The sequence below is a fragment of the Marisediminitalea oceani genome (assembly GCF_003731635.1).
Lineage (GTDB): Bacteria > Pseudomonadota > Gammaproteobacteria > Enterobacterales > Alteromonadaceae > Alteromonas > Alteromonas oceani.
Window position 1 is genome coordinate 63774 of the sequence record NZ_RCUA01000038.1, and the last position, 26078, is coordinate 89851.

21 protein-coding genes are annotated in these 26078 nt (G+C 51.0%); 12 read left to right on the top strand and 9 right to left on the bottom strand.

Translation table 11 applies throughout. The features are described from left to right. Positions 1 to 28 precede the first annotated feature (28 nt). Positions 29 to 1012, bottom strand: coding sequence for a CDF family Co(II)/Ni(II) efflux transporter DmeF (dmeF, locus tag D9T21_RS12610; RefSeq protein WP_123325348.1), 984 nt, complete (start codon positions 1010 to 1012; stop codon positions 29 to 31). Positions 1013 to 1088: 76 nt separating this feature from the next. Between dmeF and D9T21_RS12615 the strand changes: the two genes are divergently transcribed. Continuing rightward, positions 1089 to 1364, top strand: coding sequence for a metal/formaldehyde-sensitive transcriptional repressor (locus D9T21_RS12615; RefSeq protein ID WP_123325371.1), 276 nt, complete (start codon positions 1089 to 1091; stop codon positions 1362 to 1364). A gap of 260 nt (positions 1365 to 1624) precedes the next feature. Next, entirely contained in the window at positions 1625 to 3136 is a 1512-nt protein-coding gene (locus tag D9T21_RS12620) for a S10 family peptidase (protein ID WP_206427265.1), read from the top strand. Between the two features lie 73 nt (positions 3137 to 3209). On the opposite strand, the gene D9T21_RS12625 is transcribed toward D9T21_RS12620, so the two are convergent. Both D9T21_RS12625 and D9T21_RS12630 read right to left on the bottom strand, forming a co-directional pair. After that, positions 3210 to 4532: an NAD(P)/FAD-dependent oxidoreductase gene (locus D9T21_RS12625; protein WP_123325349.1), complete on the bottom strand. Its 1323-nt coding sequence runs from the start codon at positions 4530 to 4532 to the stop codon at positions 3210 to 3212. A 24-nt stretch (positions 4533 to 4556) separates the two neighbouring features. Further along, positions 4557 to 6023, bottom strand: coding sequence for an aldehyde dehydrogenase family protein (locus D9T21_RS12630; RefSeq protein WP_123325350.1), 1467 nt, complete (start codon positions 6021 to 6023; stop codon positions 4557 to 4559). Between the two features lie 262 nt (positions 6024 to 6285). On the opposite strand from D9T21_RS12630, the gene D9T21_RS12635 reads away from it, so the two are divergent. The 7 genes from D9T21_RS12635 to D9T21_RS12665 all read left to right on the top strand — a co-directional run bounded on the left by D9T21_RS12635 (position 6286) and on the right by D9T21_RS12665 (position 14924). Further along, the gene (locus tag D9T21_RS12635) at positions 6286 to 7458 is read left to right on the top strand and encodes a M20 aminoacylase family protein (protein WP_123325351.1); all 1173 of its coding nucleotides are present in this window, start codon (positions 6286 to 6288) and stop codon (positions 7456 to 7458) included. Positions 7459 to 7566: 108 nt separating this feature from the next. Further along, a complete protein-coding gene (locus D9T21_RS12640) occupies positions 7567 to 8418 on the top strand; it encodes a GNAT family N-acetyltransferase (protein WP_164464673.1) in 852 nt (283 codons plus the stop codon). A gap of 13 nt (positions 8419 to 8431) precedes the next feature. Continuing rightward, a complete protein-coding gene (locus D9T21_RS12645; protein ID WP_123325353.1) occupies positions 8432 to 8782 on the top strand; it encodes a hypothetical protein in 351 nt (116 codons plus the stop codon). A 66-nt stretch (positions 8783 to 8848) separates the two neighbouring features. Continuing rightward, positions 8849 to 10069 carry a TolC family protein gene (locus tag D9T21_RS12650; RefSeq protein WP_123325354.1) on the top strand — a complete coding sequence of 407 codons (1221 nt, stop codon included), beginning with the start codon at positions 8849 to 8851 and terminating at the stop codon, positions 10067 to 10069. A gap of 1 nt (position 10070) precedes the next feature. Beyond that, positions 10071 to 11258, top strand: a complete 1188-nt coding sequence (locus tag D9T21_RS12655) for an efflux RND transporter periplasmic adaptor subunit (RefSeq protein ID WP_123325355.1) — start codon at positions 10071 to 10073, stop codon at positions 11256 to 11258. A 12-nt stretch (positions 11259 to 11270) separates the two neighbouring features. Further along, positions 11271 to 14399, top strand: coding sequence for an efflux RND transporter permease subunit (locus D9T21_RS12660; RefSeq protein WP_123325356.1), 3129 nt, complete (start codon positions 11271 to 11273; stop codon positions 14397 to 14399). Positions 14400 to 14567: 168 nt separating this feature from the next. Next, positions 14568 to 14924, top strand: coding sequence for a cupin domain-containing protein (locus D9T21_RS12665; protein WP_105933646.1), 357 nt, complete (start codon positions 14568 to 14570; stop codon positions 14922 to 14924). Positions 14925 to 14975: 51 nt separating this feature from the next. On the opposite strand, the gene D9T21_RS12670 is transcribed toward D9T21_RS12665, so the two are convergent. The 4 genes from D9T21_RS12670 to D9T21_RS12685 all read right to left on the bottom strand — a co-directional run bounded on the left by D9T21_RS12670 (position 14976) and on the right by D9T21_RS12685 (position 21289). Then, complete coding sequence (locus D9T21_RS12670) at positions 14976 to 15908, bottom strand: 2-hydroxyacid dehydrogenase (RefSeq protein WP_105933645.1); 933 nt, start codon at positions 15906 to 15908, stop codon at positions 14976 to 14978. Between the two features lie 3 nt (positions 15909 to 15911). Further along, positions 15912 to 16403: an Lrp/AsnC family transcriptional regulator gene (locus tag D9T21_RS12675; RefSeq protein ID WP_123325357.1), complete on the bottom strand. Its 492-nt coding sequence runs from the start codon at positions 16401 to 16403 to the stop codon at positions 15912 to 15914. A gap of 141 nt (positions 16404 to 16544) precedes the next feature. Then, a complete protein-coding gene (locus D9T21_RS12680) occupies positions 16545 to 18689 on the bottom strand; it encodes a TonB-dependent receptor (protein WP_123325358.1) in 2145 nt (714 codons plus the stop codon). Positions 18690 to 19261: 572 nt separating this feature from the next. Beyond that, a complete protein-coding gene (locus D9T21_RS12685) occupies positions 19262 to 21289 on the bottom strand; it encodes a TonB-dependent receptor (RefSeq protein WP_123325359.1) in 2028 nt (675 codons plus the stop codon). A 244-nt stretch (positions 21290 to 21533) separates the two neighbouring features. On the opposite strand from D9T21_RS12685, the gene D9T21_RS12690 reads away from it, so the two are divergent. Both D9T21_RS12690 and D9T21_RS12695 read left to right on the top strand, forming a co-directional pair. After that, entirely contained in the window at positions 21534 to 22496 is a 963-nt protein-coding gene (locus D9T21_RS12690; protein ID WP_105933641.1) for a ketopantoate reductase family protein, read from the top strand. Between the two features lie 32 nt (positions 22497 to 22528). Beyond that, positions 22529 to 24415, top strand: coding sequence for a methyl-accepting chemotaxis protein (locus D9T21_RS12695; RefSeq protein ID WP_105933640.1), 1887 nt, complete (start codon positions 22529 to 22531; stop codon positions 24413 to 24415). Here D9T21_RS12695 and D9T21_RS12700 read toward each other — a convergent pair. Beyond that, positions 24412 to 24981, bottom strand: coding sequence for an exopolysaccharide biosynthesis protein (locus tag D9T21_RS12700; protein WP_105933639.1), 570 nt, complete (start codon positions 24979 to 24981; stop codon positions 24412 to 24414). The genes D9T21_RS12695 and D9T21_RS12700 overlap by 4 nt on opposite strands. 276 nt (positions 24982 to 25257) lie before the next feature. On the opposite strand from D9T21_RS12700, the gene D9T21_RS12705 reads away from it, so the two are divergent. Then, entirely contained in the window at positions 25258 to 25782 is a 525-nt protein-coding gene (locus tag D9T21_RS12705; protein WP_123325360.1) for an acyloxyacyl hydrolase, read from the top strand. Between the two features lie 6 nt (positions 25783 to 25788). Here the strand turns inward: D9T21_RS12705 and D9T21_RS22745 are convergent, their stop codons facing one another. Continuing rightward, complete coding sequence (locus D9T21_RS22745) at positions 25789 to 25950, bottom strand: hypothetical protein (protein ID WP_164464674.1); 162 nt, start codon at positions 25948 to 25950, stop codon at positions 25789 to 25791. Between the last annotated feature and the right edge of the window lie 128 nt (positions 25951 to 26078).

Here is a 26078-nt window from a genome sequence, read left to right on the forward strand (position 1 = left end):
ATTGGAAGCCCGCTAAATGCGGGCTTTTCTATGGTTTCGGCAATGGATTAATCTCTACCGTAATATGGTCGCATGGCAGGTGATGACGTACCTTATGCTTGATGTCATCAGGCGTTAGCGAAGCGCTGGTGGCCACGCTGACAATCGCCGCATGATGCTTGCCGGATAGCTGCCAGTAGTGAAAATCGGTTACCACCGATGCGCCATCTTCCTCAATCAGGCGGGCGACTTTTGCTGCGTGTTGCGGTTTCGCGGCTTTATCTAACAACATACCGCTGCTGTGAGTCATCAGGCCCCAGGCCCACTTTCCAATAACCGCTGCGCCCACAATGCCCATAACCGCATCGGCCCACAGCCATCCATAAAACTTACCCAGTATCAGTGCAACGATGGCCAGCAAGGAGGTCAGGGTATCGGCGAGCACATGAAAATACGCGGCTTTTAGGTTGTGATCGTGATGCGCATGATTATGCTCATGATGGTCGTGGTCGTGGTCGTGGTCGTGGTCGTGGTCGTGGTCGTGGTCGTGGTGCCCGTGGCCATGATGATGGTGGTGATGATCATCGTGCAGTAAGAATACCGAGGCGACATTCACCACGAAGCCAATGATAGCCACCACAATGGCTTCATTAAAACTGATAGCCTGGGGCAGAAATAGCCGCTCTGTTGACTCAATCAGCATGAATAACGAAACGGTTGCCAGGGCCACCGCGCTGGCAAAGCCTCCCAGTGCATTGACCTTGCCGGTACCAAAAGAATAGTCGCTGCTGTGACGATGCTTACGGGAATACCAGTAAACAAACATGGAAACCGCAAAGGCCGCGGAATGGGTAAACATATGCCAGCCATCAGCGAGTAGAGCCATCGAGCCAAACCAGCTCCCCGCTACAATTTCCACCACCATGGTGATGGTTGTGAGTAAGAACACCAGGTTTACCTTGCGCTCTGATTCGCTGCTATCCACATAAAAGTTGTGCGAATGAGACCACTTTTCAGCAATATTTTTAGTCATAACAGGCCATCTGTTCGGTTTATTGATATACTATACCCCAGTATACCATTAAGCATGATAATTGGCAGAGCAGACTATGGCGCATATCCATAAAAATCAGCAGGCATTACTTACGCGGGTAAAGAAAATCCGCGGCCAGTTAAATGCTGTAGAAAAATCCATGAACGATGGCAACGAGTGTCTGGCCATCCTGCAGCAGGTTACTGCGATCAAAGGCGCCGTAAACGGACTGATGACCACGATTCTGGAAGATCACATCCGCGAACATGTGGGTAAGCCGGGACTCAGTGACGCAGAGCGAGCAGAGGAAGTAGAGGCGCTTAATAAAATTCTTAAGTCCTACCTCAAGTAGCATTACCAGGTTTTAGTGTTAGCATATTGGTATTGCGGCTAGACCCGCCGATTCGCTGCACCGGGAAGAACTGACTGTGCAATCAAAGTCACTCATTAGTCATTGCGCTAGCCTGTAGGTTTGTCTAGTATTTGTACAGCGCTGTCGTTTAAGTGCAAAAACGAACAGAGTCCCTCCTGTGGTCTATGCCGTTATCGGTTTTACTGCCTGTAATATCAGAAACCCTGTTTGTTCCTTTACAATAATTCAGGGATCCGACCATGCGTTTTATTATCCACCGAGCGTTACTTTGTATGTGTCTGGTAAGTTATTCTGGCTTTGCTCAGGATGAACCAGAAGAAAAACCACCTGTACCCGAAGCGAAAACTTCCGTCACCAGTCACAGCATCATAATCAATGGTAAAAAACTCAGTTATACCGCTACCGCGGGTACCATGCTGATGAAAAACGCCAAGCAGGAGCCGATAGCACTGTTTGGTTACACTTCTTACGTAAAAGAAGATACCAGCCTGCGCAAGCGGCCAATTCTGTTTGCTTATAACGGTGGGCCGGGCTCAGCGTCGCTGTGGTTACACATGGGGATCCTCGGTCCTAAACGAGCAGTGGTTAAAGACGTTGAGTTTGCCAATAATGGCCCGTATGGCTATGTGGTTAATGAATTCACCATTCTGGATAAGGCCGATATCGTGATGATTGATCCGGTTGGTACCGGCTTCTCGCGCCCGGTAGGAGAGGGCAAAGGTGAGGATTTTTGGGGCACCGACCAGGATATTCGCTCGGTGTCCGCGTTTATCAAGCAGTATATTACTGAGAATAACCGCTGGCAGTCACCCAAATTCATTCTGGGAGAAAGCTATGGCGGGATGCGCACTGCGGGTGTGGCCCAGGCGCTTACTAACGAAATGATTAGTCTGAATGGCATTATGTTGGTGTCGCCGTTTTTGCAGTTTGTGAATGGATTTGATTTTGGTCAGACCGACCTGCCTCATGTACTGTTTTTACCCACCTTTGCCGCCACCGGCTGGTATCACGATGCAATTGACAACAAACCAGCAACTCTAGCGGAGCATCTTAAGGCGGCAGAAGCCTTCGCCATAGACGAGTATGCCCCGGCCCTACTGAAAGGCGTACGATTATCGGCAGATAAGAAAAAGGCGCTGGCCGAAAAACTTGCCGCCCTGACAGGCCTTGAGGCGCAATACTGGCTGGATGCAGATTTACGGGTAAACCATCAGGTGTTTACCAAGGAAGTGCTAAGCGAAAGCGCACAAACGGTTGGGCGCATTGATTCTCGCTTTAAAGGAAACACTTTGTCGGTGCATTCAGAAGCGATGAGTTATGATCCTATGACCACCGCCATAGGCCCGCCATTACTGGCTGCTTTTATGGATTATTACCGTACCGAACTCAAATCTGAGCAGGAGGTGGATTACAAGGTATTTGGTGATGTGTTCAGCAGTTGGGACTGGGGTCATGTACAACCAAATGTTGGCTTCAAAATGCCCTTTCCCGACACTCTGATTGATTTATCCTATGCGATGATTCAGAACCCTAAAATGAAGGTGTTGTTTCAGCAGGGCTATTATGATTTGGCTACGCCGCACTTCACTACCCAGTACATGATCGACCATCTTAAAATACCGGCAGCATTGCGTAGTAATATCTCTACAGCCTACTATGAGGCGGGACATATGATGTATGTGCATGAGCCTTCAATGGCCCAGTTTAAAGCGGACCTGGCAACCTTTATCGATGCCAGCTTACCCAACTGAAGCGCGGATAAAAAACGTGGCCGGCGCGATAACGCAGCCGACCACATACGGAGGAACGCGGTTCAGGGCGCGGTTAAATAGCGCCTACTTTTACTTTAGAGCCATCCAGCAGTCGGGACAGGCGGTAGGGGTGGGTGTCAATTTGTGATTGTCGGCCCGTCACCAGGTCGGCTGCAATATGTGCAAGGCCTGGCCCAAGACCAAAACCATGAGCAGAGCTGCCTGCTGCCAGGAAGAAGCCTTCCACAGAATCAATTTCTGAAATAACCGGAATGGCATCAGGCGTGCAGTCTACAAAGCTGCCCCAGCTTTCTCCGATTTCCATTGCTTCCAGTGCAGGAAACAATGCCTTAACCGTTGCCAGGGTTTTTCTAAGGTTACTTTTTACCGGTGCCGGATCGAGAATGCGGATCTGTTCAAACGGCGAAATACCATCATTGGTCCAGCTATTCAGGGCTTCCGGGCCTTTAAAGAAAGAACTGCTAACGCCAAACTGTACGGCTTTAATACGCTGCATAAACATCGGCATGAACTGCTTAGCGTAACGAATGCCCTGCGGCGTAAATTCGAGTCGGGCGGTACCGCTGATGGCAACCGTGTAGGTGCCATCCAAGCGACGTGTAAGGGCAACCCCGTTGGTATAGACCGCATCACCAATACTCTTGATTGGCTTGGTCCGAAACGCGGTTTGACGCACGCTGGCCTGCGGAAAACTAATACCATGATGACGGCAGAAAGCTGAAGCCCAGGCGCCCGCAGCACACAGTACCCGGTTGGTTTTGATGGTACCGTGTTCAGTGATCACGCCCTCAACCTTACCGTTGGTAATATCCAGTCCTCGGGCTGCGCAGTTTTGATGAATGGTTGCACCCAGCGCACGGGCACCTTCGGCAATCATCGGCGCGGCAATAGCGGGTTCGCCCTTGCCATCGTCAATAGAGTGGACGCCGCCAATCCAGGTGCGACCACGGGCTGGGATCATTTCGTTGGCTTCTTTGGCATTGAGCATAACGGTTTTAACGCCATACTGTTTAGCCAGATCACGCCATGAATCCCATTGTGCTAATTGCTTGGGGTCGTCGGTGGCGTAGCGTAAACCGCAGCGTCTGAAGCCCAGATCGAAGCCGATATCCTTAGACATCTCATCCCACAGGCGCATCGATAGCCCGGAGGTAGGTAACTCACGTTCATCGCGGTTCTGCTGGCGACACCAGCCCCAGTTTCGACTGGATTGCTCACAGCCAACCTGGCCTTTTTCTACCAGCGCAACTTTGTAGCCCTGTTTGGATAAAAAGTAGGTGGCTGCCGCGCCGATAATACCGCCGCCAATAACGACGACATCGGCTTCTGCAGGAATTTTTTCATTGCTGGGAATTTGTTTCAGTTGTGGTGACATGTGTTTACTACCTACTCGGAAATTTTATGCTTCAACGTCGTAGCCAACAATGGCTTTGGTTTCGAGGTACTCTTCCAGCCCTTCGATGCCATATTCCCGACCGCTTCCTGATTGCTTGTAGCCACCAAAAGGCGCCTGAGGATCCCAGGCCGGATAGTTTATCAGTACCTGTCCGCTGCGGATTTGGCGGGCTACTGCTCTGGCTGCTGCCAAGTCGGCAGACTGTACATGGGCAGCCAGCCCGTACACCGTGTCGTTGGCTATTTCAATGGCGTGTTCAACACTGTCATAAGGAATAAGGCATAGTACCGGCCCGAAAATTTCTTCCTGGGCAATTGCCATATCCGGGGTGACATCACTGAACACGGTAGGGCGGGTATAAAAACCTCGTTCAAAGCCATTGGGGCGACCGGGGCCACCGGTAACACAGCGGGCGCCTTCGTCGATGCCACGCTGGATCATGGTTTGTACCCGCTCAAACTGCGGGCGATTGGCCAGTGGCCCGTGAGTAGCCAGTTCGTTATCCGCAAAGCCAATTACAATGGACTCAGCGGCTGTAGCAGCCAGTTGTTCCACTTCGGCCAGACGCTCGCGAGGCACCAGCATGCGGGTAGGTGCACTGCATGACTGCCCGTTGTTACGCATACCAGCCTGGACTCCGGGGCCAACGGCATTGGCAAAGTCGGCATCCGGCAGCAGAATATTGGGTGATTTACCGCCCAACTCCTGACCCACCCGTTTAACGGTTGGCGCAGCCGCCTGTGCAACCAGGATCCCCGCCCGGGTTGAACCGGTGAAAGAGACCATGTCGACATCCGGATGGCTGGCAAGAGGCTCACCCACATCCATTCCCTTACCATTGACGAGGTTGAAAACGCCCGCCGGAATGCCGGCATCATGGAGAATTTCAGCAAAGGCCAGGGCACTTAACGGTGATAATTCGCTGGGCTTTAACACTACTGAGCAGCCAACAGCCAGGGCCGGGCCGACTTTAGCGGTAACCTGATAGAGTGGCCAGTTCCAGGGCGTTATCAGACCTGCAACGCCAATAGGTTCGCGGGTAATAGCCGTGGTGCCACGCATTTTGGTGAATTCATAGCTGGCCAGGTTTTCCCGGGCAACACGGATGTGCGCGGCTGCCAGTGGCACTTGCGTAGACAGGGCGTAGCCTAACGTTGCGCCCATTTCCAGTGACATCAGGTTGGCCAGCTTGTCGGCGCGCTCATCGATTAGTTCCAGTACTTTATCCAGCACTGCAAGACGTTCTTCGACCGGTGTGGCAGCCCATAACGGGAAAGCCTTTTTGGCCGCTGCCACGGCAGCATTCAGATCCTGCTTGCCGCCTAATCCGATGGTCGCGGCAGGCTCTTCGGTTGCCGGGTTAATAACATCGAACGGCTTATCCTGTGATAAGGCAACCCACTCGCCATTGATATACGCCTGAGCAAGCCGGCGGGTATCAAGCAACTGTTCGACGGGTTGTATTGTCATGAGATATTTCCTGTTAAAACTGATTGCTGCAAACAGTCCCTGAACGAATGATTTGTTCACGGCAGATTCTGCTGCAAAGTATGAGAATAAATGAGAATCCAGTATAGGGGGGATGGTGCAGCATTGGTTGCCGCTTTGGCACCCTCAACAGCAAATTATATTAAAAAGTCAGGGCTAAACAGATCGAAAAGCGTGTGCCGGGCGCGCTAAACTGACATCCTACGGCTAATTAACACAGGCAGTACGCTGCGGGAGAAGGACTATGGCAAATTCACATGATCATGATATTGATGACTTACTGGAAGAATTAATTGCCTTCAGGCGTGATATCCATGCCCATCCTGAGCTCGCCTTTAAAGAGGTCGATACAGCTAATAAAGTTGCCCAGAGTCTGCGAGACATCGGCCTTGAGGTAACCACCGGCATTGGTAAAACTGGTGTGGTTGGTACCCTGAAAGCTGGTAATTCTTCCCGCACTATCGGCCTGCGTGCCGATATGGATGCCCTGCCAATTGTTGAGCAAACCGGCCTGCCCTATGCCAGCTGCAATCACGGTGTGTTTCATGGGTGTGGGCATGACGGCCATACAACCATGTTGCTTGGGGCTGCCCGCCACCTTGCGCGCAGCAAAAATTTCGACGGCACGGTACACTTTATTTTTCAGCCCGCTGAAGAGGGTGAAGCTGGCGCCAAAGCCATGATTGAAGATGGTCTGTTTGAACGATTCCCTTGCGACCGAGTGTATGCATTCCATAACTGGCCGGACTTACCGGCTGGCACTATTGCTACCCGCCCCGGCCCTATCATGGCGGCAGCAGATAAATTCTCTATTCAGGTGAAGGGCAAAGGCGGCCATGCTGCCGTGCCCCATCAAACTCCGGATGCTATTCTGGCGGCCAGCGAACTGGTAACACAGCTCAATACCATTGTATCCCGGCGGATCGCACCGACGTCTACTGCGGTATTGTCGGTTACTCAAATAAGCGGCGGCAGCTCACACAATGTATTGCCTGGGAGTGTGGAACTTACCGGTACGGTGAGAACGTTTGATCCGCAGGTTCAGGATCAGATTGAAGTGGCTATCCGCCAGGTTATTGAGGGGGTAGGCATTGCTACCGGCACCCAAATCAGTATTGATTACAATCGTTACTATCCGGCAACTATCAACGCCGATGCGGCTGCACAGCATGCACTGGCTGTGGCGGCAACAGTAGGTAATGCGGTTGAGGCGCCACAGCCCGCTTTTACCTCGGAAGACTTCGCCTTTATGTTACAGGCCTGCGAAGGCGCGTATATCTGGCTTGGGCAGGGCAAAGGGGGCAAACATATTCCTCTGCATCATCCGGAATTTGATTTTAATGATGAGATCATCGCCACCGGCGTTAAACTCCACGCTGCGCTGGTGGAGGATTTTCTGCCGCAACAGGGTGATTGAAATAACAGATTTGACCTGCCAGAGAAGAGTAAACAGCAAAATCTGTTGCCCACAGCCGGTAAAATCAATGCCATTGAACACAAACTGCAATACAGGCCTGAACCGCTAATGACTAACACTGCTTTTACCGTTCGTGAGATGCGTGAAGTCGACCTGACAACCTGCCTTGAATTTACTCAGCAAGTAAAGTGGCCGCATCGGATGGGGGACTGGCAACTGCATTTTTCGCAGGGTAATGGCAGCATTATCGAAAATGCTCAGGGTGATATCGTTGGCTGTATTTTATGGTGGGACTATGGAGATGAATACGCCACAGTAGGATTAGTGGTGGTGCCTGCTCACATGCAGGGTAATGGCCTGGGGCGCAAACTGATGGATACCGTGATGAGCCAGACCGGTGAGCGTAGCTTGCAACTGGTCGCTACGGTGGCCGGAAAACGCCTTTATCAGCAATGTGGCTTTACCGAAGCCGCTTTAATCTATCAGGTGCAGGGGCAATTGGCGGGAGCGGTCGAGCCGCTGTCGTCAGATGCCGGTATCAAACCGCTTGATACTAACAACCTGGCAGATATAATAACAATAGATGCCGCTGCTTATGGATGCAGCCGGGCGTCGTTACTTACTGCCGTGGCACAGCAAGGCAAAGGCCTGGTAGCTTATCGGGACGGCAAAGCTGTTGGTTATGCGATGTTGCGTACCAGCGGTCATGGTCAGACCCTGGGGCCGGTACTGGCTGATGATGACGACACCGCGAAAGCTTTAATCAGCCAGGTGCTGGCCAGTGAGACCGGCTTTATTCGGTTCGACTTAACTGAGCGGGCCAAAGGTATTCAGCCGTGGCTGGAGTCGCTTGGACTGGCGCAGGTTGATGAGGTCAGTCTGATGGTGAAAGGTGAGTTTTTACCAGCCAGAGCCAGCGGCTCGCATATTTACAGTCTGGTTTCACAGGCATTTGGATAAAAGGCAAGGATTGATGGGTAACTGGGTTAATTCTCTCGTTCTGGTACTGCTGCTCTCGGTGAGCACGCAGGCATTGAGCGTGGTATTTGACTCTCATGCTGCCCATCAGGAAACGGCTTCTCATCTGTCAGAGGCACGCCATAATGAAACTCACTCTGAGCAGGCTCAGCCGCCAGAAAATACCGCCGATAGCAGCGGACTGGACTGTCAGCACTGTTGTCATTGCCATGGCGCACAACACATTTTTCTCCCTTTATTGATTAAAACACCGCCGGTCGATGGCCACTATGCGGTGCGATACAACCTTAACCAACCCCCAGCCACCGGCTTCTGGCGTAATTTGCTGCGCCCGCCCATCGCTTAACAAAGAAAGTTTACAGCGCCCCGGTTGTTAGTAACCGGATGATTAACTTTGTTAAGAGATTAACCTATGAAACTGCAATTATGCGGTGCGGCGTTAATGACCGCACTGAGCTTTCCGGTTCTCGCCGGCGAGCAACCCTGGGCCAACTGGCTGATGAGCACGGTGGAGCGCCACCCCATCATGCAGGCCTATCAATACGAAACCAGTGCCGCAAAATACCAGGCACAAGCCCTGAATAAACCAATTTATAACCCATCCCTGGATACCTCTGTGGAAAGAGAGGGCAGTGAGACTAATTTTCAAATCGGAATGTCATCGGATATTGACTGGTGGAATGTAAGAGAGGCTCAGTCGGAGGTTGGCAGACTGCAGGCTGAGCAGCGTGCACTAACGGTGCAGATAGCCACTAATGATCTGCTGGCGCAAATCCTCAATGCTCAGATTGATGTTCAGCTGGGACAACAGGGATATGAGCTTGCTCGCTTACAGGTAGAGCAGGATCTACGGCTACTCAGATTAACCGAACAACAATTGGCTGCGGGTGAGGTTAACCGCACCGAACTGGCCATGGCAAAGTCAGTAGTGGCGCAGGGCATGGTCGCGGAAAACGAGCGCCTCAGTGCATGGTTAAGCGCACAAAAAACGCTACGCACACTGGCTGGTGAGAAGGCTGCGGATGTCCCGGTTAACAAGGAGTTCTTTCAGGCGCAACCACAGGTACCCGCGCCGCAACAATTACTCGCCTTGCCTGGAGTAAAACAGGCACGACTCGAGTGGCTGGCCGCTACTGCCAGCGCAGAGCAACAACAAATGGCAAATAAGCCGGTACCTAATGTGGGATTTGGCGTTGGTCGTCAGGCCGGGGAATCGCTGTTTTCTGTCAGCGTGTCTGTGCCTGTTCAGTTTCGCAATGACTTCAGCGAGGTCGCCCTTGCTACCCGAGAACTGGCTCTGGCCAGCGAAGAGCGCCTGCACGCGCAAATGCGCGATACCCGTGAAGCAGTGCGTAACCTGGCCGAACAACTTCAGCAAACCCGTTTGCGTTTTGAGCAATGGCAGGCACTGCACGATAACGAAATGACCGAGCAGGTTGAAGTACTTCAGCAACGCTATGCGCAGGGCGATCTTAGTCTTGCTGACTATCAATGGCAGGTGCAGCAACTCAGGGATGGCATGCAGGCTGGCCTGACGCTGCAACAAAACTACCAGCAAACTTACGTTGCTTATCTGCATATCACCGCCGGGTTGGCGGATGTGGTTTCTTCTTTAATTTCCCCGGAGCAGTAACATGTCACACTTACACAAATATCTGGCGGTGCTGAGTATCACTGCCCTGTTTTACTCTTCTGTTGCGCCAGCCCAGGAGCATGATCATGCTCATGAGCCAGAGCAAGAAACCGCAGCACACACTGAAGAGCAGGCCCATGGTCACGACGAAGAACACGGCCACGACGAGCAAGGTGAAACCACTACGGTGAGCCTCAGTGATGGGCAGCGGCAGACGGCCGATATTCACCTTGAAACGCTGCAACCCATGACCCTAAGTGAACAGGTTTATGCGCCGGGCGAAATCAAGGTAAATGGCTATCGCAGCTATATTGTGTCGCCTCGGGTCAGTTCTGTGGTGACTGCCCGCCATGCCACACTGGGTGAAAAAGTGATGGCAGGTCAGCCACTGGTCACGTTGTTCAGTGAAGAGATGATCACCGCGCAGAGTCAGCTCCAGCAGGCGTATGTGGAGTGGCAGCGGGTCAGTAAACTCGGGCAGAGTGCGGTGGGTGAAAAGCGCTTTGTCAGTGCCCGAACCGAATACAATGCCGCCAATCGGCGTTTACAGGCGCTGGGCTTATCTGCCGCTACCATTGCCCGCATAGAGCAAAACACTAATTACCCGCTGGGAGAATATACGCTTACGGCACAAACGCCGGGTCTTATCATGACCGATGAGTTCAATCAGGGGCAACGCATTGAGCCCGGCCAGCCATTGATGTTGCTGTCTGATGAGGCGCATCTATGGGTCGAAGCCCGCTTGTCGGCCCAGGATGACCTGCATTTACAGCCGGGCGATCAGGCCAGTGTTGTAGTAGGCGATATTTCAGCAATTGGTACGGTTATCCAGGAGTCGCACACTATCGATCCGGTGAGTCGGACGCGTACAGTGCGCCTTGAACTGGATAACCAGGACCATCGTTTTCACTCCGGTATGTTTGTCGATATTTATTTTAACGGACCACAAACCGACGCCATCCTGGCGGTGCCTCAGTCGGCGCTGATGCGCAACGCTGACGGCGAATGGCAAATCTTTATCGCTGATGACGACGGTGACTTGATCCCACAAGTGGTGACACTCGGGCCGCAATACGGTGACTGGCAGGCTATAAGTGGTGTTAAGCCCGGCCAGACCTATGTGAGTCGCGGGGCCTTTTTTGTTGCATCGGAAATCGCCAAGGGCGGTTTTGATCCACATAACCATTAACAGGGGCTTATGATGTTTGCATGGTTAATAAGCCGCGCGGTGAAGCTGCGCTTTGTATTGTTACTGGTGCTTGTGGGGCTGTGTGTGATGGCTGCACTGATGATCCCGCGCCTTAATCTCGATGCCTTTCCGGATGTCACCAATATTCAGGTAGCGATTAATACCGAAGCGCCGGGGCTGGCAGCCGAAGAGGTAGAGCAACTGATTACCTATCCCATCGAAGCGGTAATGTATGCGCTGCCCGATGTTGAGGAGGTACGTTCAATCTCCAAAACCGGGTTATCCGGCATTACCGTTGTGTTTAAGGAAGGTACGGACATTTATTTTGCCCGGCAACTGGTATTTGAACGGTTGCAGGTAGCCGCTGAGATGATCCCGGAGGGGGTTGGAGTGCCTGCCATTGGCCCCAACACCTCGGGTCTTGGCCAGGTGTATCAATATCTGTTGATTGCCGAACCGGACTCAGGTTTCGACAGCATGGCATTACGCAGTCTCAATGATTACCTCATCAAGCTTATGTTAATGCCGGTTGATGGCATTACCGATGTGCTGTCGTTTGGCGGCTATGTACGTCAGTATCAGGTAAATCTTTATCCCAACCGGCTTTTGTCTTATAACCTGACCCAGCAGGACGTGGTGGATGCTTTATCCCGCAATAATAACAATGCTGGCGGCTGGTATATGCAGCGCGGACCCGAACAACTGGTGATCCGCGGTACTGGCTGGCTGTCATCAGGTCAGCAAGCACTGGAGGAGCTTAAGCAAATTCCACTGAAAACGTCAGGCGCAGCCATTGTAACAGTGGGGGACGTGGCTGAAGTCAGATTTGGCAGCGAAATACGCCAGGGGGCCGTGACTATGTCAGTTAAGCACGCCGATGGCAGTATCAGCAACCGCGGCGAGGTGGTGTCCGGTGTGGTGTTAAAACGCATGGGGGCTAACACCAATGCCACTATCGAAGGCATTAATGCCCGGCTGGATTTAATTGCTAAAGCACTTCCTGAGGGCGTTCACTTTGAACCCTATTACGATCAGGCGGATCTGATTAACCAAGCAGTAGATACCGTAGTAAAAGCCCTGTTGCTGGCCTTTATGTTCATTGTCATTGTGCTGGCACTGTTTCTGTTAAGCGTGAGGGCAACGGTCCTGGTGTTGCTGTCTATCCCGGTTTCCATCGGATTGGCGCTGGCCATGCTCAGCATGTTGGGGATATCTGCCAATCTGATGTCTCTGGGCGGAATGGCAGTAGCCATTGGCATGCTGGTGGATGGTTCGGTGGTAGTAGTGGAGAATATTTACCAAAAATTACCAAAAAACAGTACTGAAACCCATAAAATACCCACTTTAGTGGTGATTGCGGCCCAGGAAGTGGCAAAACCTGTCTTTTTTGCGACGCTGATTATTCTGGTGGTATTTACCCCGCTGTTCAGTTTTGAGGGGGTCGAAGCCAAGCTGTTTCAGCCAATGGCCATCGCCATTATGCTGGCCCTCATTTGCGCCGTGCTGGTGGCGTTGATATTTGTGCCGGTACTGGCCACCTTTTTACTGAGCGCACGGCCGGTTAAGCAGCGCAATAACCCTCTTCTTAGTGTACTGGAGCGCAGTTATGCGAGACTGCTCAAGGTTACTATGGGACAGCGAAAATGGGTTTCTGGCAGTTCATTGGTGTTGATATTGATTGCCGGCGTGCTGCTCCCGCGGCTGGGCACTGAGTTTGCGCCGGAGCTGGAAGAGGGAACCATTAACCTGCGGGTGACACTGGCACCTTCAGCCAGTCTGGAAACGGCGCTAAGCGTGGCTCCGAAACTGGAAAGCATGTTGCTGGAATTTCCTGAAGTGACCTATGCGGTGAGTAAAATTGGCCGCGCCGAGATTGGCGGCGACCCGGAACCGGTAAACAATATAGAAATCTATTTGGGCCTGCGCCCGGTCAGTGAGTGGCAAACCGCGACCAACCGAGTGGCACTGCAGGAAGCCATGGCCCATAAACTGGAGGCGCATCCGGGATTACTGTTTAACTTCTCGCAGCCTATTGCTACCCGCATAGACGAACTGCTCTCCGGAGTTAAAGCGGAGCTGGCAATCAAACTATTCGGGCCCGAACTTGATGTACTGGCTGAGTATGGCCAGCAGATTGCTGAAGTAGTCGGCGGCATTGCGGGCGCTCAGGACGTAGCGATGGAGCAAATAAGCGGCGAAGCTCAGCTAGTCGTGCGGCCGGTGCGTAAGCAGCTTAGTCGTTATGGCCTGGACGTCGCGGATGTGATGAATCTGGTCCAGCATGGGCTTGGCGGCGCTTCAGCCGGGCAAATTATTAACGGTAATGAGCGGTACGATATCGTGGTGCGTTACGCCGAGGCCTTTCGGGATGATATCGCTGCCATCAAAGAACTACGACTGCTGACCGCTCAGGGGGCCTGGATCCGCTTGCAGGATGTCGCGTCTGTGGCGATTGAGTCTGGGCCGCCTCAAATCCGCCGGGATGATGTGCAGCGCCGGGTAGTGATTCAGGCTAATGTTGATGGTCGTGATATGGGCAGCGTGGTTGCCGATATTCAGGCCGCCATAGAAGCTGAGGTTGCCCTGCCTGGCGGTTATGCCGTGCAGATTGGCGGGCAGTTTGAGAATCAGCAACGCGCCATGCAGCGCTTAATGCTGGTAGTTCCAATATCTCTGTTGCTGATTGCTTTGCTGTTATATTTTGCGTTTACCGATATTCGCCTGGTTGCGCTAATTATGGTGAATATTCCGTTAGCCGCCATTGGCGGAGTGTTTTCTTTGTATGTGAGTGGTCACTATTTATCTGTGCCAAGTTCAGTAGGTTTTATCACTTTGTTTGGTGTGGCTGTATTGAATGGTGTGGTGATGGTGGAAAGCATCAATCAGCGGCGAGAACAAAGCACAGATCTGAGTGCTGCCATCTTCGATGGTGCCTGTTCACGACTTCGGCCGGTATTAATGACTGCGCTGACATCGGCGTTGGGGCTCATTCCAATGTTGTTGTCTGACGGACTGGGTGCAGAAATCCAAAAGCCATTGGCGGCGGTGATAGTTGGTGGGCTTATCAGTTCTACCTTGCTCACACTGGTGGTTATTCCGTCACTCTACAGCAGCTTTATCAAGCAAAAATCAGCGGCGTAATTATCCGCTGATTTTGCTACACAACCCAACAATTATGCCCCGCAGCAAAACGCTTTCAGAGTAAGCTGCCGGGGCATCAATCGTATACTAAACCCTCATGCTTTCATGTGTTCCCAGGGACGGGGTTATCTTCCTATTTTATTCACATTGCCATTAACCGGAGTTTAAATGAGCTTATTGCAAACCGTTGTTCAGCATCCTTCAGAAGCACCTGCTACCAGCCACGCCGATCCTAAAATTTTATTAGAAGGTAATCCGTTACTGGAAAAGTGGGCGCACGTGGCGTCGGGCAACGACAAGATTAAAGTGGGTGTAATGACCTGCGAACCCAGTGTTAACCGCTCGGTGAAAAAAGGCTTCTTTGAGTTTTGCTATATCATTGAAGGGCTGATTGAGCTGACAGAAGATGGTGGTGAGCCAGTTACTTATAAAGCTGGTGATACCTTTTTAATGCAGGAAGGTTTTGCCGGTACCTGGCGGACTATCGAAAAATACAAAAAAGTTTATGTGTGCGTTTACGATTAAGCGTTACCTGACACTAAAAAAGGCAGCCTCAGTGCTGCCTTTTTAATTACCTTAATAACCTCTGAGTTTATCCACTTCACCGGTCATGGTTTTACCGGCCAGCCAGAGTTGCAGGTTTTCTACCAGTCGTAATGCCGCCGTGTCATTGCGTGTCACCGATGCAATGTGTGGCGTAATATGAATATTCGGGTGATCCCAGAAAGGATGGCTTTTGGGTAATGGCTCAGGATCAAACACATCCATAATGGCTTCGCTGATGTGTCCGGCATCCAGATGAAACAGCAAATCGTCGGCTACAAGCTGTTCACCACGGCCGGCGTTTATCAGTGCGGCGCCCTTGGGCAATTTGGCCAGTAATTCTGCGTCAAGAATGCCTTTGGTGTTGGCCGTTAAGGGCAATAAACTAATCAGAATGTCAGTGTTGCCCAGCATTTCAGCAGACGGCGTGTCACCTGAAAAAGTTAGCACACCAGGGAGTTGCTTGGTGCTGCGGCTATAGCCCTGCACGGCGAAGCCCAGCCCGCTTAACGTATACGCCACCTGGCTACCCAGTTCGCCCAGGCCCAGAATGCTGATAGTGCATTCATGGGGGAGCTTAACGCTGTGGGGCTGCCATAGGTTCTGGTGTTGCTGGCGCTGATAGCGAAATATGTCGCGATGGAGCATCATGACCGCCGTTAGCACCCAGGTTTGCATCTGGGTGGCAATCGAGGGGTCTATCATTCTCACCAGTTTTAAATGAGACGGGAGTGACGCCGGCGCGAATTGATCAACACCGGCGCCTACGGAGAAAATGGCTTTAAGGTTAGGAAACTGCTGCTGATAATTGTCAGGCACTGTCCAGGTGATAATGGCATCTACGGCTTCTGGCTCTGGCACTTCAGGCCAGGTAAACCAGCGCACTTCGGGTAATGCAGCATTTACGGCTTGCTGCCAGCACTCGCCCCGCTCAGCGGGGCCTTTATACAATAGGGTTAGCGCCACTTACTACTTTTCCGGTTTAAACAAAGTGGTTAGCGGATAGTGGAGTTTTTCGATTGGCGACTTCAGTACGATATAGCTGAAGTATTTTGCAATGCCAAAATCCTGTTCCAGTATCTCTTCCATCAGTGTTTGATAATGGGTAATCCCACGGGTAACAAATTTGAGCAGGTAATCATAACCGCCACTGATCAGGTGACATTCAATCACTTCATCAATGGTGCGGATATTGCGCTCAAACTTCGCGAAGTCTTCCATGTGGTGATCGGTTAACGTGACTTCAGTAAAGACTGTTGCCGTTTCACCTAATTTATCCAGCGCAATTTTTGCGTTATAGCTAGTGATATAGCCGGCTTTTTCCAACCGTTTAACTCGCGCCAGGCATGGGCTTGGCGACAGAGCGACTGCATCCGCCAGGTCGGTATTGGTAATCCGCCCGTTTTTTTGCAGTTCTGCCAGTATATTAATGTCAATGCGGTCTAATTTAGTGCCAGCCACAGTATTATCCTCTTAGTACTTCTCGGTCTTCGTCACATTACCGTCATCATGGAAAACAGTCACCTGATTTACATGTAGCACAGGGTAATTCTCGAAGTGTCCGGACCAGCTGGAATGTCCAGCCAGCCCGATTAAGCAGTGTTAAAAGGCGTACTTAACGCTGACTTTCGCCTGACGAGGTGCGCCTGGCATGGTCCACATAGCCGAGTAAGAACTGGCGTAGTACTCTTTATCGAACAGGTTTTCGATATCGGCGTTTATGCTAAGTGAATCCGTTAGGTTTACTGAACCAAACAGTCTCACCGTGGTGTAGCTTGGTAAGATGTAATTCGGATCGATCAGTTCCCCCGGGCGTTCGTCTACATAAGTTACGCTCGCGCCCACTTTAGACTCTTTACCGGCAATATCCATGTAATGAATGCCCGTTACGTTTAACTTGTGTTCCGGAATATTCAGTAACTGTGTACCCGCCGGAATATTCACCAGCCAGTCAGCATTGATAATGTCGTTGGAAGTGGTGGCATCAACAAACGCGTAGGCAACAGTGACCATAGTGTCCTCACCGAGCATGGCAGTTAGATCCACTTCGATACCCTGACTCTCCGCTTCACCAATAGTGTCTGAGAAACCGGCATTAGCAGGAATTGGATCGGCGGCCAGAACGTTAGATTTCTCGGCACGGAACAAAGCTACTGTACCGGTCAGACTCTCGTCTTCATTATTAAACTTAACCCCGGCTTCGTAAGATTTACTTTCTTCCGGCTCAAAGGTTTCGCCCGCCGCGTTTGACCCTGAGTTAGGACGGAAGCCTTCTGAATAGCTGGCATAAAGGGTATAGAGCGATGACGCCTCATACACCAGGCCAAATCTTGGGCTGGTGGTGGTTTGAGACTGCGATGAGACGGTCACCGGATCAGTGCGGTAATTCTCAAATTCCTGATCATAGTTATCCACCCGGATGCCCACCTGCATTTTGAACTTTTCGGTGACATCAATCTGATCCTGGAAGTAAACCCCTACTGACGTTTGGTTCTCAGAATCGAAACGATTTGGCGATAAGTCTGGCAGTGGCTGACCATATTCTGGGTTATATTTGTTTACCGCATAAGTGGTATCATTTACGCCCCAGGCAACGCGCCAGCGATTCTGCAAGATGTCGAGGGTGTAGTCGTAGGCATCCGCACCAATCAAAATATGGTGGTCCATGCCCGCCAGTTCCACAGTCCCACTTAATTCAATGCGGCCAGCTAAATCTTCGGCGTCATAATTACGATACAAACGGCGACGATTAACGGTTTCTTCAAAGCCTTCCTCGGTGACTAACTGGCGTCCGCCGAGTTCCACTTCAGAAGCATAGCCTTCGAATGAAGATTCACGATAACTTAAACCGGCCAGTAAGCTCCAGTCGCTGTTTAACTGATGCTGCAGGGTTAACTGATGGCCGGTGGCTTCGATTTGCACCGGACCATCGTTTGGTTCGCCATAAAATACATCAAGCGGTACATCAAAATAGTCATAGTTAGTGACTAGTACACCGCGGTCGAAAATCAATTCCTGATCGAGGTATTCAAGTTCATATACCAGACTGGTATCGCTTGAGATGTTGTAGTGGAAAGATGGGCTGATAGACAGTTTCTCGGAATACACTTCGTCGCGGAAGCTGCCTGCATCTTCGTAGGCGCCGTTTACACGGAAGGCGAGATCGTCGGTGATGGCATTGGTGTAATCACCTTCAAGGCGGTACAGGTCGTAGCTGCCTGCTGTGGCCTGAATATATCCTTCTTCATAAAACTGCGGCTTTTTAGTGATGATATTAATGGTACCACCCGGTTCACTGCGGCCGAATAATGCTGAGCCCGGGCCTTTAATGACTTCGATAGCCTGGATGTTTGACGTTTCACGGCGACCACTATAGCCGCGGCCGGCGCTAAAACCATTTACCAGGTAGCCGCCTGGCAGGTTTTCATCGCCTGCGAAACCGCGGATGGCGAAGCTGTCCCACATACCACCAAAACTGTTCTGGCGGGCAATACCGCTGGCAAAGTCTATAGCACTCTGGAAGTCATTAACCCCCAGATCGTCCAGCAGTTCGGCACTGACGACATCAATATTTTGTGGCATTGATTTAAGAGGAATATCACCACGATACGGTTGACGCTGCTGAACAACTTCAATTTGCTCGATGTCATCGGCATCGGCGTTAGTCTGGGCGTTGACAGTGGATGACAGTGCGACTGATACAGCAGCTGCAAGCACTGACTTCACGATAATTCTGTTGGTGTTCATCTTGTGTTGTTCTCCAATGAGTTCTCTGGTCAACGGCAAAAGGAGGTATCCGACAGCCTGTGGTTGTTATTGTGCTATCTGAAATTCTTTTTTTAAGTGGATAATCCTTCCACAATCAGTATAAGTGTAACGCCGCGCTCAAATTGCGTTGAAAAATCCCCTCTGCGCAGTGAAAAATATCAAGCCTTAGGTTGATGCAGCAGAAAATGCTAATTGGATAAAAAAAGCTGGAAATGGCGAAGATTGGCGACCTTTAAAACAGAAAATCGTATACGAAAAAGAGCTTTCAGGTGGTAGGCTCACGATTAGCGCCAGAAAACGACGCTAATCTGCAGTATATTGAGGTGAACGACATTTTAACTAGTGCGTGTTTCGGTCCGCCAAAACCACCAGGGAAGCACTGCAGGCAGTAAAATGCTTGGCAGAAGCAGGCCTATCACTAAAATGCCGGCAAAATCTGCGGGCAGTATCCACACCAGAATGGCGCTGATGGGTCCTGCCGTGATGGCCAGCATAGGAGCAAGGCTTAATTTCGTCAATTGCCGAAATTAAGCCAGATGGATTACGATATATTAAAAGCGGTAACTAATGCTGGCGCGCAGTGTGCGTGGTTCAATAGGATGGTAGTGGAGGTCTTCAACACCCTCTTCAGGCTCACCAGGCAGGCGGCTGGCATACCAGTAATCGATATCATGGTCGTTGCTGTCCAGCAGGTTAAGTACCGACAGGCTGCCCTGCCACTGGTCAACTTCATACACCAGGCTGGCGTTGACTACAGTAAAGGTGTCGGACTGGCGTTCTTTAAAGCTATCCAGCGTACGTTTACCAAAGTACCGTACGCGCAAATCGCTGCGCCAGTAATCGTTCATTTGCCAGTTAAGGCCAACACTGGCAACTACCGGTAATGAACCTTCAATATACTTACCTTCGCCGGGTTCATCCTCGCGGTATTTCGAATCAGTCCAGGCAAATTCCAGATCAGTGGTCAGGTTAGATGTAAACCAGTAATAGGCGGAGAATTCCACACCCCAGCGGCGGGATGCACGGCTGGCTTCTGTGTTACCGGCATCGCCAACGAAAACCAGTTCAGAGTCGTTCTCCAGATACCATAACGAAAGTGAGGCATTGTAGTAGCGATAGCGTGCCACCCTTAAGCCAATTTCTGCACCTTCGCCTCTGACCAGCAAATCAACCGGTTCAGCCGCCTCGCCAGTGGCTGGGTCGATACTGATAACCGCGCCGCGGGCATCGTTGGAGTGAAAAGACTGACCCACATTTACATAGGCCTGCCAGGCATCATTTAAAATATAGCTCAGGCCGCCTTTGAGACTGGTGATGTTATCGCTGTCGTCACCACTGTTTGCGCTTAAATCACTGTTAACGTCCACAGCCAGGTAATCGTGGCGGATATCCACATGGCCAATTAAGTTGTCGGTAATATCAACATCAACCTGCAGAAACGCAGCCACCGAATACTCATCCACACTGTCGCGTCGAACCGGCGACTGACGAACGCGCTGGTTGGTGCGATACAGGCCTACTTCGCTGATGTCGTCATAACGCCATTCCAGGCCGCCAGTAAAATGTACGTGAGAATCACCTACAGTTGTCGAATGGAAACGGGTAAGTGTACCGCCATATATTGCGCGGTCGTCGACCTGTTCAAACTGATCGCCTGCCTCAGGGTTATCCAGAAAATAAGTAAAGTTAGAGAACAGGTTCAACTCGCTGGAAATGGCATAGGCGTTTACCATCCAGTCGGCCGATTGCCAGTTAACCGATAAGCTGTAGCGATTGGACTCACCGCCGAGCGTTGGATCCAAAGAGCCCAGTTCATCTATCAGGCCGCTTTGTACCGCGCGCAGTGGGATCTGATCGGCAGAATTCCAACTGTTGTCGTAACCTAAAAAAGTAATGTGCAGGATGCTGTCGTCAGTCACCTGTCGAAAACGGGCGAAGGCACTGGTTTTCGCAATGTCTTCATCTATATCGGTCCAGGGGCCGTCGTATTGCTGCCATTCTCCACCCACTGCAAGATTACTTTCGCCCACTGCTAAGTTAGTGGCTGCCACAGTGCGCAGGAAACCATTTTCGCCAATCTCAAGCTTGCCGAAGGGTTGATCAAAAGATGACATCAGCGAAAAATTGGCTGAGCCAGCCACAGAAAAATCCCCCTGCATCGCGCGGTAGGGCCCTTTCTGATAATCGATGCGCTGAATAAATTCAGGGGTGATAAAGTTAAGGTCGGTATAACCCTGACCGTGCCCGTGAGTGCGCATGTTCACCGGCATGCCATCCAGTGAAATACTAAAGTCGGTGCCGTGATCGAGGTTAAAACCCCGCAGAAAGTACTGATTCGCTTTACCTGAACCGCTGTGTTGGGTAACCACCATGCCCGGCACGAATTCCAGTATCTCGCCAGGGCGCAGCAACGGGCGCTGGGCAATGTCGCCGGTACCGATTACGCCTTCTGAGGCAGAAATCGACTCACCTATCAGGTCGCTTTGTTTACCAAATACCACCACGCGCTCAATATGCGGGCCATCTGCGAATGCTGTGGCAGAGGCCAACAGCGAGGTAGAAAAAATCAGATATTTCAAAACTCAAACTCTAATAAAAAAGGAACTTACTGATCTTAACGTTTTAGCCAGCGGATTGGATGCAGGATCCGATAAAAAGGGCAAATCACTCGACATGAAATGCTTTCACTTATTGGCAGAGAGGAAAGGAATGCTTATGTGTATGACAAAATTGTAAGACTGAACACTAACAATATTGTCAGTTGAACATCATAAAAACTCTTATTAATGTGTTGCTTATAACATTTTGTTAATAAGTTAACCGATGAACATACTGGTAATTGGATGTGGGGCGATTGGCAGCTTTTATGCCGAACGTCTGGCGAATGCCCGGGCAACTGTCACTGTCACAGCTCGCGGTGCACATCTGGATGCGCTAAAGCGTAATGGCCTTACAGTGATCCACGATGGCGAAACCCGCCATCAGGACGTCATTGCCTGTTCTCATCCTGAATTACAATCTACCAGCAAAGTTGATGATTTCGATGTCATAGTCATTGCGCTGAAAGCTACGCAAACCAAAGCGTTGCTCAACGAATTGGGAAGCTGGTTAGTCGCTGGCAAAACACCAGTGCTGTCGGTGCAAAACGGCGTAGATAACGAGCCTTTGCTGGCTTCTGTAATTGGGCAGGCGCGTGTATGGGGCGGCTTGTCGGTGCGCAGTGGTGGCGAAATATCACAGCCCGGGGTGGCCACAACCACTGGCATTTATAAAGTCATTATTGGCCCCTGGCCCGCGTCTAATACCATCCCTTCTAATTTAACGGCCTTGGCCAGTCTGTGGCAAAGCCAGCATGTCCCCCTTGAGGTAAGTAATGATATTCGCAAAGAGCTGTGGAAAAAACTGATTGTGAATTGTGGGGTGAACCCGCTGTCGACGGTCACGCGACAAAAAACCTATGAGTTAACCCATCAGCCGGAGCTCGCCCAAAAGGTTTATGGCGCCATGCAGGAGACCGGCAGGGCAGCCGCTTACGATGGGGTAGAAATCACCCCTGATGAAGTAGATGACATGTTCAACCTTATCAAGTCTTTTAACTCCATTAAAACCTCCATGTTAATTGATCTTGAGAAAGGCAGAGAGTTGGAGCTCGACGCTATTTTAGGCAGCGTGATTGCCCGTTGCCGCTTGCTGGGTAAACCAGCACAAATTACCGAATCTCTATGGACAGAGCTGACTTCAAAACCCTTGCCAGACAGCCTGGATGGCTTGTTTAACCGGGAATAAAAACACCGTTTGTCGAAGTAAGGAGCCTTACCGTGTTGTCGTCATTAAAAAGAAAGCTCTACGTGCCGGTGGCTATACTGGCCATTGTGGCCATCATTGCCCTGATTACCTCATTCTTTGTGATTTCTGTATTGGGCAATGCCCAATCCTCGGTGGAAGCCATCGAGCGCTACGCGGCAAAAGCCCGGCAAACGCAGTTTATGCTGGTGAATTATTTTGATGGTGAGGTTAGCGTAGCTGTGCTAACTGACGCGGTAAATGAACTTAAAAATATCCCGGACTCGCTGACCACACACGTGGAGGCCAATGAGTTTTCCGGTATAGCTAATCGGATAGCCCGGGCTGACGACCACCGTCAGCAAATGCTGCAACTGGAAGAGCAGTTACTGGCGGCCACCGACAGTTCCATTAATGAGTCAAATTCGTTTTTAAAATACGTTGCGAAGAAGCTGCTGAAAGATCCGGTGTCGTTGCCTGAAGGGGAAGTGCGCACCATCATTGGCGCCACCAATAACACCGACACTAACTATCGTATCCAACGCCTGTTTCTGCGCATGATAAACGATAGTAGTCTGGTTCCTGAGTTGCGCGAATATATCAGTACCGCCATCGAAAATACCCGCAAAGACCTTATTGCGCTCACCGGCACGCCGGTTGAAAACGCCGCTCGGCGTGGTTTGGAGCTCAATATTCAGGCCCAGGAAGTCAGCGAACAATACATTGACAATGCGGCGCGGCTGAGTGAGCTAAGAAAAGCACTGCTAAGTGATTTTTCAGAGTTTATAACCCTTCTGGGCAACGTTCAGACCAGCCGGATTGATGAGAGCTTTGCCGACGTGCGGGGCGCTATCATTATGCTTTCAACGCTGACTATTATTGGCATTGTGCTGGTGGTCTTTATTAACCTGGCGGCCGGGCGCAGTATTACCCAAAGTCTGGACTTAATCAGTAATCGCGCGGGCAAGCTGGCCGACGCCGGCGGAGATTTATCAAAGAGGCTGGATGAGAGTGGCGATCGTGAAATCGCGCAACTGGCTCAACAGTTTAATCGCTTTATTGAGCATATCCGGGGGATTGTGGGCGAAGTGAAAGAGTTGTCTGCTACAACTTCCTCCATGGCCAGCTCTGTGAATACCGGCAACCAGTCGATTGCCCGGGATCTGGAGGCACAGCTGGAACAGGCTGATGGCCTGGCGACCTCCGCCGAAGAAATGCTGGCTTCCATTGAACAGGTTACCCAGCACGCGGCCGGGGCGGCCAAGGAGGCCAGCAATGCACTGGCAGAAACCCGTAATAGCCAGGCACTGCTTAATTCAACTCTGGCTAACAGCCAGACCATGTCCAGTGATGTGGCCAACGCTACCGGTCAGATGGAAAAACTGGCCGGGCTGGCCGAAGAAATTGGCGGCGTGGCTGAGGTGATAAATTCCATTGCCGAGCAAACCAACCTGCTGGCGCTGAATGCGGCTATTGAGGCGGCCCGTGCCGGTGAACATGGCCGTGGCTTCTCGGTAGTAGCCGACGAGGTTCGTAATCTGGCCACTAAAACCCAGCAATCGCTGGGCCAGATCCAGGTGTCTATAGACGGGCTTCAGGGCGCTACCGAAATTGCAGTTAAGGCAATGCAAAGTACCCATTCTGTCAGCGATGAAATGGTTAAGCATACTCAGGAGGCCGCCGCTTCGCTTGCTCAGGTCACGGATATTATTGCTGCGATTGCCGACAATAATCACCAGATAGCGCTGAGTGTGGAAGAGCAGGCTGTGGTAATACGCGGTGTAAACAGTGCTGTAGTGGCCATCAGGGATTTATCGGCCAATGCTCAGCAGCGAACACAGAATGCGGCAGGTTCCACCGCCAGTATGTCGCAGCAGGCGGAGCAGTTACGCCTGTTGGTAGCCAACTTTAAAACCGGCTAGAGCACCTGCAGCAGTAACATGCCTGTTGCCGCCTGGCACAGTATGCCTGCCAGTAACACCGCGCCGTCTTTGCTCATCATTCCCACCGCGGTGAGGGTTATGGAGAAGGCAGGCACTGCTGCAGCAAAGGGCACCACTTCCAGTGGGATCATGCTCAGGGCAAACAGCGCGCAATAAACAGCAACAAAACGCGACGCCGGGCTTTGAGTTAACCCGGTTAAGCGCGGAGTGAGTATTTTCTCGGCTTTTACCACGTAGGGTCTGGACTTTTCTACTGCACTTTCCAGCTTTGCGTGGCTCAGAGAGCGATTCTTCAGAACGGCGGGTAACCAGGGATGTTCGTCGCCAACTGCCATCTGTAAGCAGATTATACACAGTGTTACGCCACAAATAGACGGTACACCGGGGATAGCGCCGGTAGGCAGCAAGGCTATAAGAGCAGGCAGAAGCAAAAGTGGCCCGAACCCGCGGCTTTCAAACTTGTTGACCACATCGCCCACCGACACCTCGCCAGTGGTTTTGTCCAGCAGATCGTCCATGATGTCACTGACTTTGTTTTTACTCATGCCTGATTATCCGTGTCTGTGAATACACCTATCATACACTATCCGAACTTTATGATAGCGGCATGACCAGACTGCCATTATTAAAACTCATTGCTGGTTTTTCGGGGGATTACAGACAGGGCCCTTGTCTAAATCTTATTGTGCCTGGAGATTGTGATCTGTCTGTAAAGATCATTCTTTTTTATGAAATGAATTTAATCTTATTAAGCAACAATCATCCATTTAATTAGGATTTAAAATACAGTTATCGCCTTATGATGATTGAGAATTCTATTTATGAACAGACTAATTTTAAGCCTCTGCCTGCTATTACTGCCAACCCTGAGTGTGGCAGGTAATCCTGGCTACTCTGTAGACTATATCCGCGGTGAGGGCGATGTCGAAGGGATTAAGCTAGCCGCACGTTACAACGCCGGACCGTTGTCATATATCAGCGATGACATCCTGCTGTACTGGGAAGCGAGTGTTAATTTCTGGGAATACGGGGCTGAAGATAACCACGATACCGATTTTGTGCTGGCGGTCTCGCCGGTGCTGGTAAAGCAAATTGGCACAATCAAACAAGCTCCTCTGTTTCTGGAAGCCGGGATTGGTCTCTCGCTTATTGAAGACACCACCTTCGCAGGTAAAGACGTTAGCACTCACTATCAGTTTGAAGATCGCCTGGGCCTGATGATGCAGTTTGGAAACAACAACGAGCATCACGTAGCCGTGCGTTACTTCCATTACTCTAATGCCGGCTTTAAGAAACCTAATCCGGGCCTGGACTTTATTGCGCTGTCTTATCAGCGGGAATTTTAGCTTAGGCTAGTGGCTAATCAGACGCGCCTTAGCTTCACTCTGGCTGACAACCTTAGACTCAATCTGCTCAATGCTTTGTTGGTTGCGGTAGGTGGAGTAAGCCAGAAATACCGTTAAAGAAACTAAACCGATAAGGGCGAAAATACGCAGGCTGCGGGCGTTACTCATAGTGAAAATATCCTTATTTTAACAATGTGTGTTGGCTAATTTATAGCCACATTCGCTCACTGTGTAAAGCCCGTCAGGGTGTGCAGATTTATCATTGGGTATAAACCCGGGCAACTGCACTCATGCCC

Coding starts and splice junctions, on each gene's coding strand:
- dmeF (WP_123325348.1), bottom strand. CDS start 1,012: ATGACTAAAAATATTGCTGAAAAGTGGTCTCATTCGCACAACTTTTAT.
- D9T21_RS12615 (WP_123325371.1), top strand. CDS start 1,089: ATGGCGCATATCCATAAAAATCAGCAGGCATTACTTACGCGGGTAAAG.
- D9T21_RS12620 (WP_206427265.1), top strand. CDS start 1,625: ATGCGTTTTATTATCCACCGAGCGTTACTTTGTATGTGTCTGGTAAGT.
- D9T21_RS12625 (WP_123325349.1), bottom strand. CDS start 4,532: ATGTCACCACAACTGAAACAAATTCCCAGCAATGAAAAAATTCCTGCA.
- D9T21_RS12630 (WP_123325350.1), bottom strand. CDS start 6,023: ATGACAATACAACCCGTCGAACAGTTGCTTGATACCCGCCGGCTTGCT.
- D9T21_RS12635 (WP_123325351.1), top strand. CDS start 6,286: ATGGCAAATTCACATGATCATGATATTGATGACTTACTGGAAGAATTA.
- D9T21_RS12640 (WP_164464673.1), top strand. CDS start 7,567: ATGACTAACACTGCTTTTACCGTTCGTGAGATGCGTGAAGTCGACCTG.
- D9T21_RS12645 (WP_123325353.1), top strand. CDS start 8,432: ATGGGTAACTGGGTTAATTCTCTCGTTCTGGTACTGCTGCTCTCGGTG.
- D9T21_RS12650 (WP_123325354.1), top strand. CDS start 8,849: ATGAAACTGCAATTATGCGGTGCGGCGTTAATGACCGCACTGAGCTTT.
- D9T21_RS12655 (WP_123325355.1), top strand. CDS start 10,071: ATGTCACACTTACACAAATATCTGGCGGTGCTGAGTATCACTGCCCTG.
- D9T21_RS12660 (WP_123325356.1), top strand. CDS start 11,271: ATGTTTGCATGGTTAATAAGCCGCGCGGTGAAGCTGCGCTTTGTATTG.
- D9T21_RS12665 (WP_105933646.1), top strand. CDS start 14,568: ATGAGCTTATTGCAAACCGTTGTTCAGCATCCTTCAGAAGCACCTGCT.
- D9T21_RS12680 (WP_123325358.1), bottom strand. CDS start 18,689: ATGAACACCAACAGAATTATCGTGAAGTCAGTGCTTGCAGCTGCTGTA.
- D9T21_RS12690 (WP_105933641.1), top strand. CDS start 21,534: ATGAACATACTGGTAATTGGATGTGGGGCGATTGGCAGCTTTTATGCC.
- D9T21_RS12700 (WP_105933639.1), bottom strand. CDS start 24,981: ATGAGTAAAAACAAAGTCAGTGACATCATGGACGATCTGCTGGACAAA.
- D9T21_RS12705 (WP_123325360.1), top strand. CDS start 25,258: ATGAACAGACTAATTTTAAGCCTCTGCCTGCTATTACTGCCAACCCTG.
- D9T21_RS22745 (WP_164464674.1), bottom strand. CDS start 25,950: ATGAGTAACGCCCGCAGCCTGCGTATTTTCGCCCTTATCGGTTTAGTT.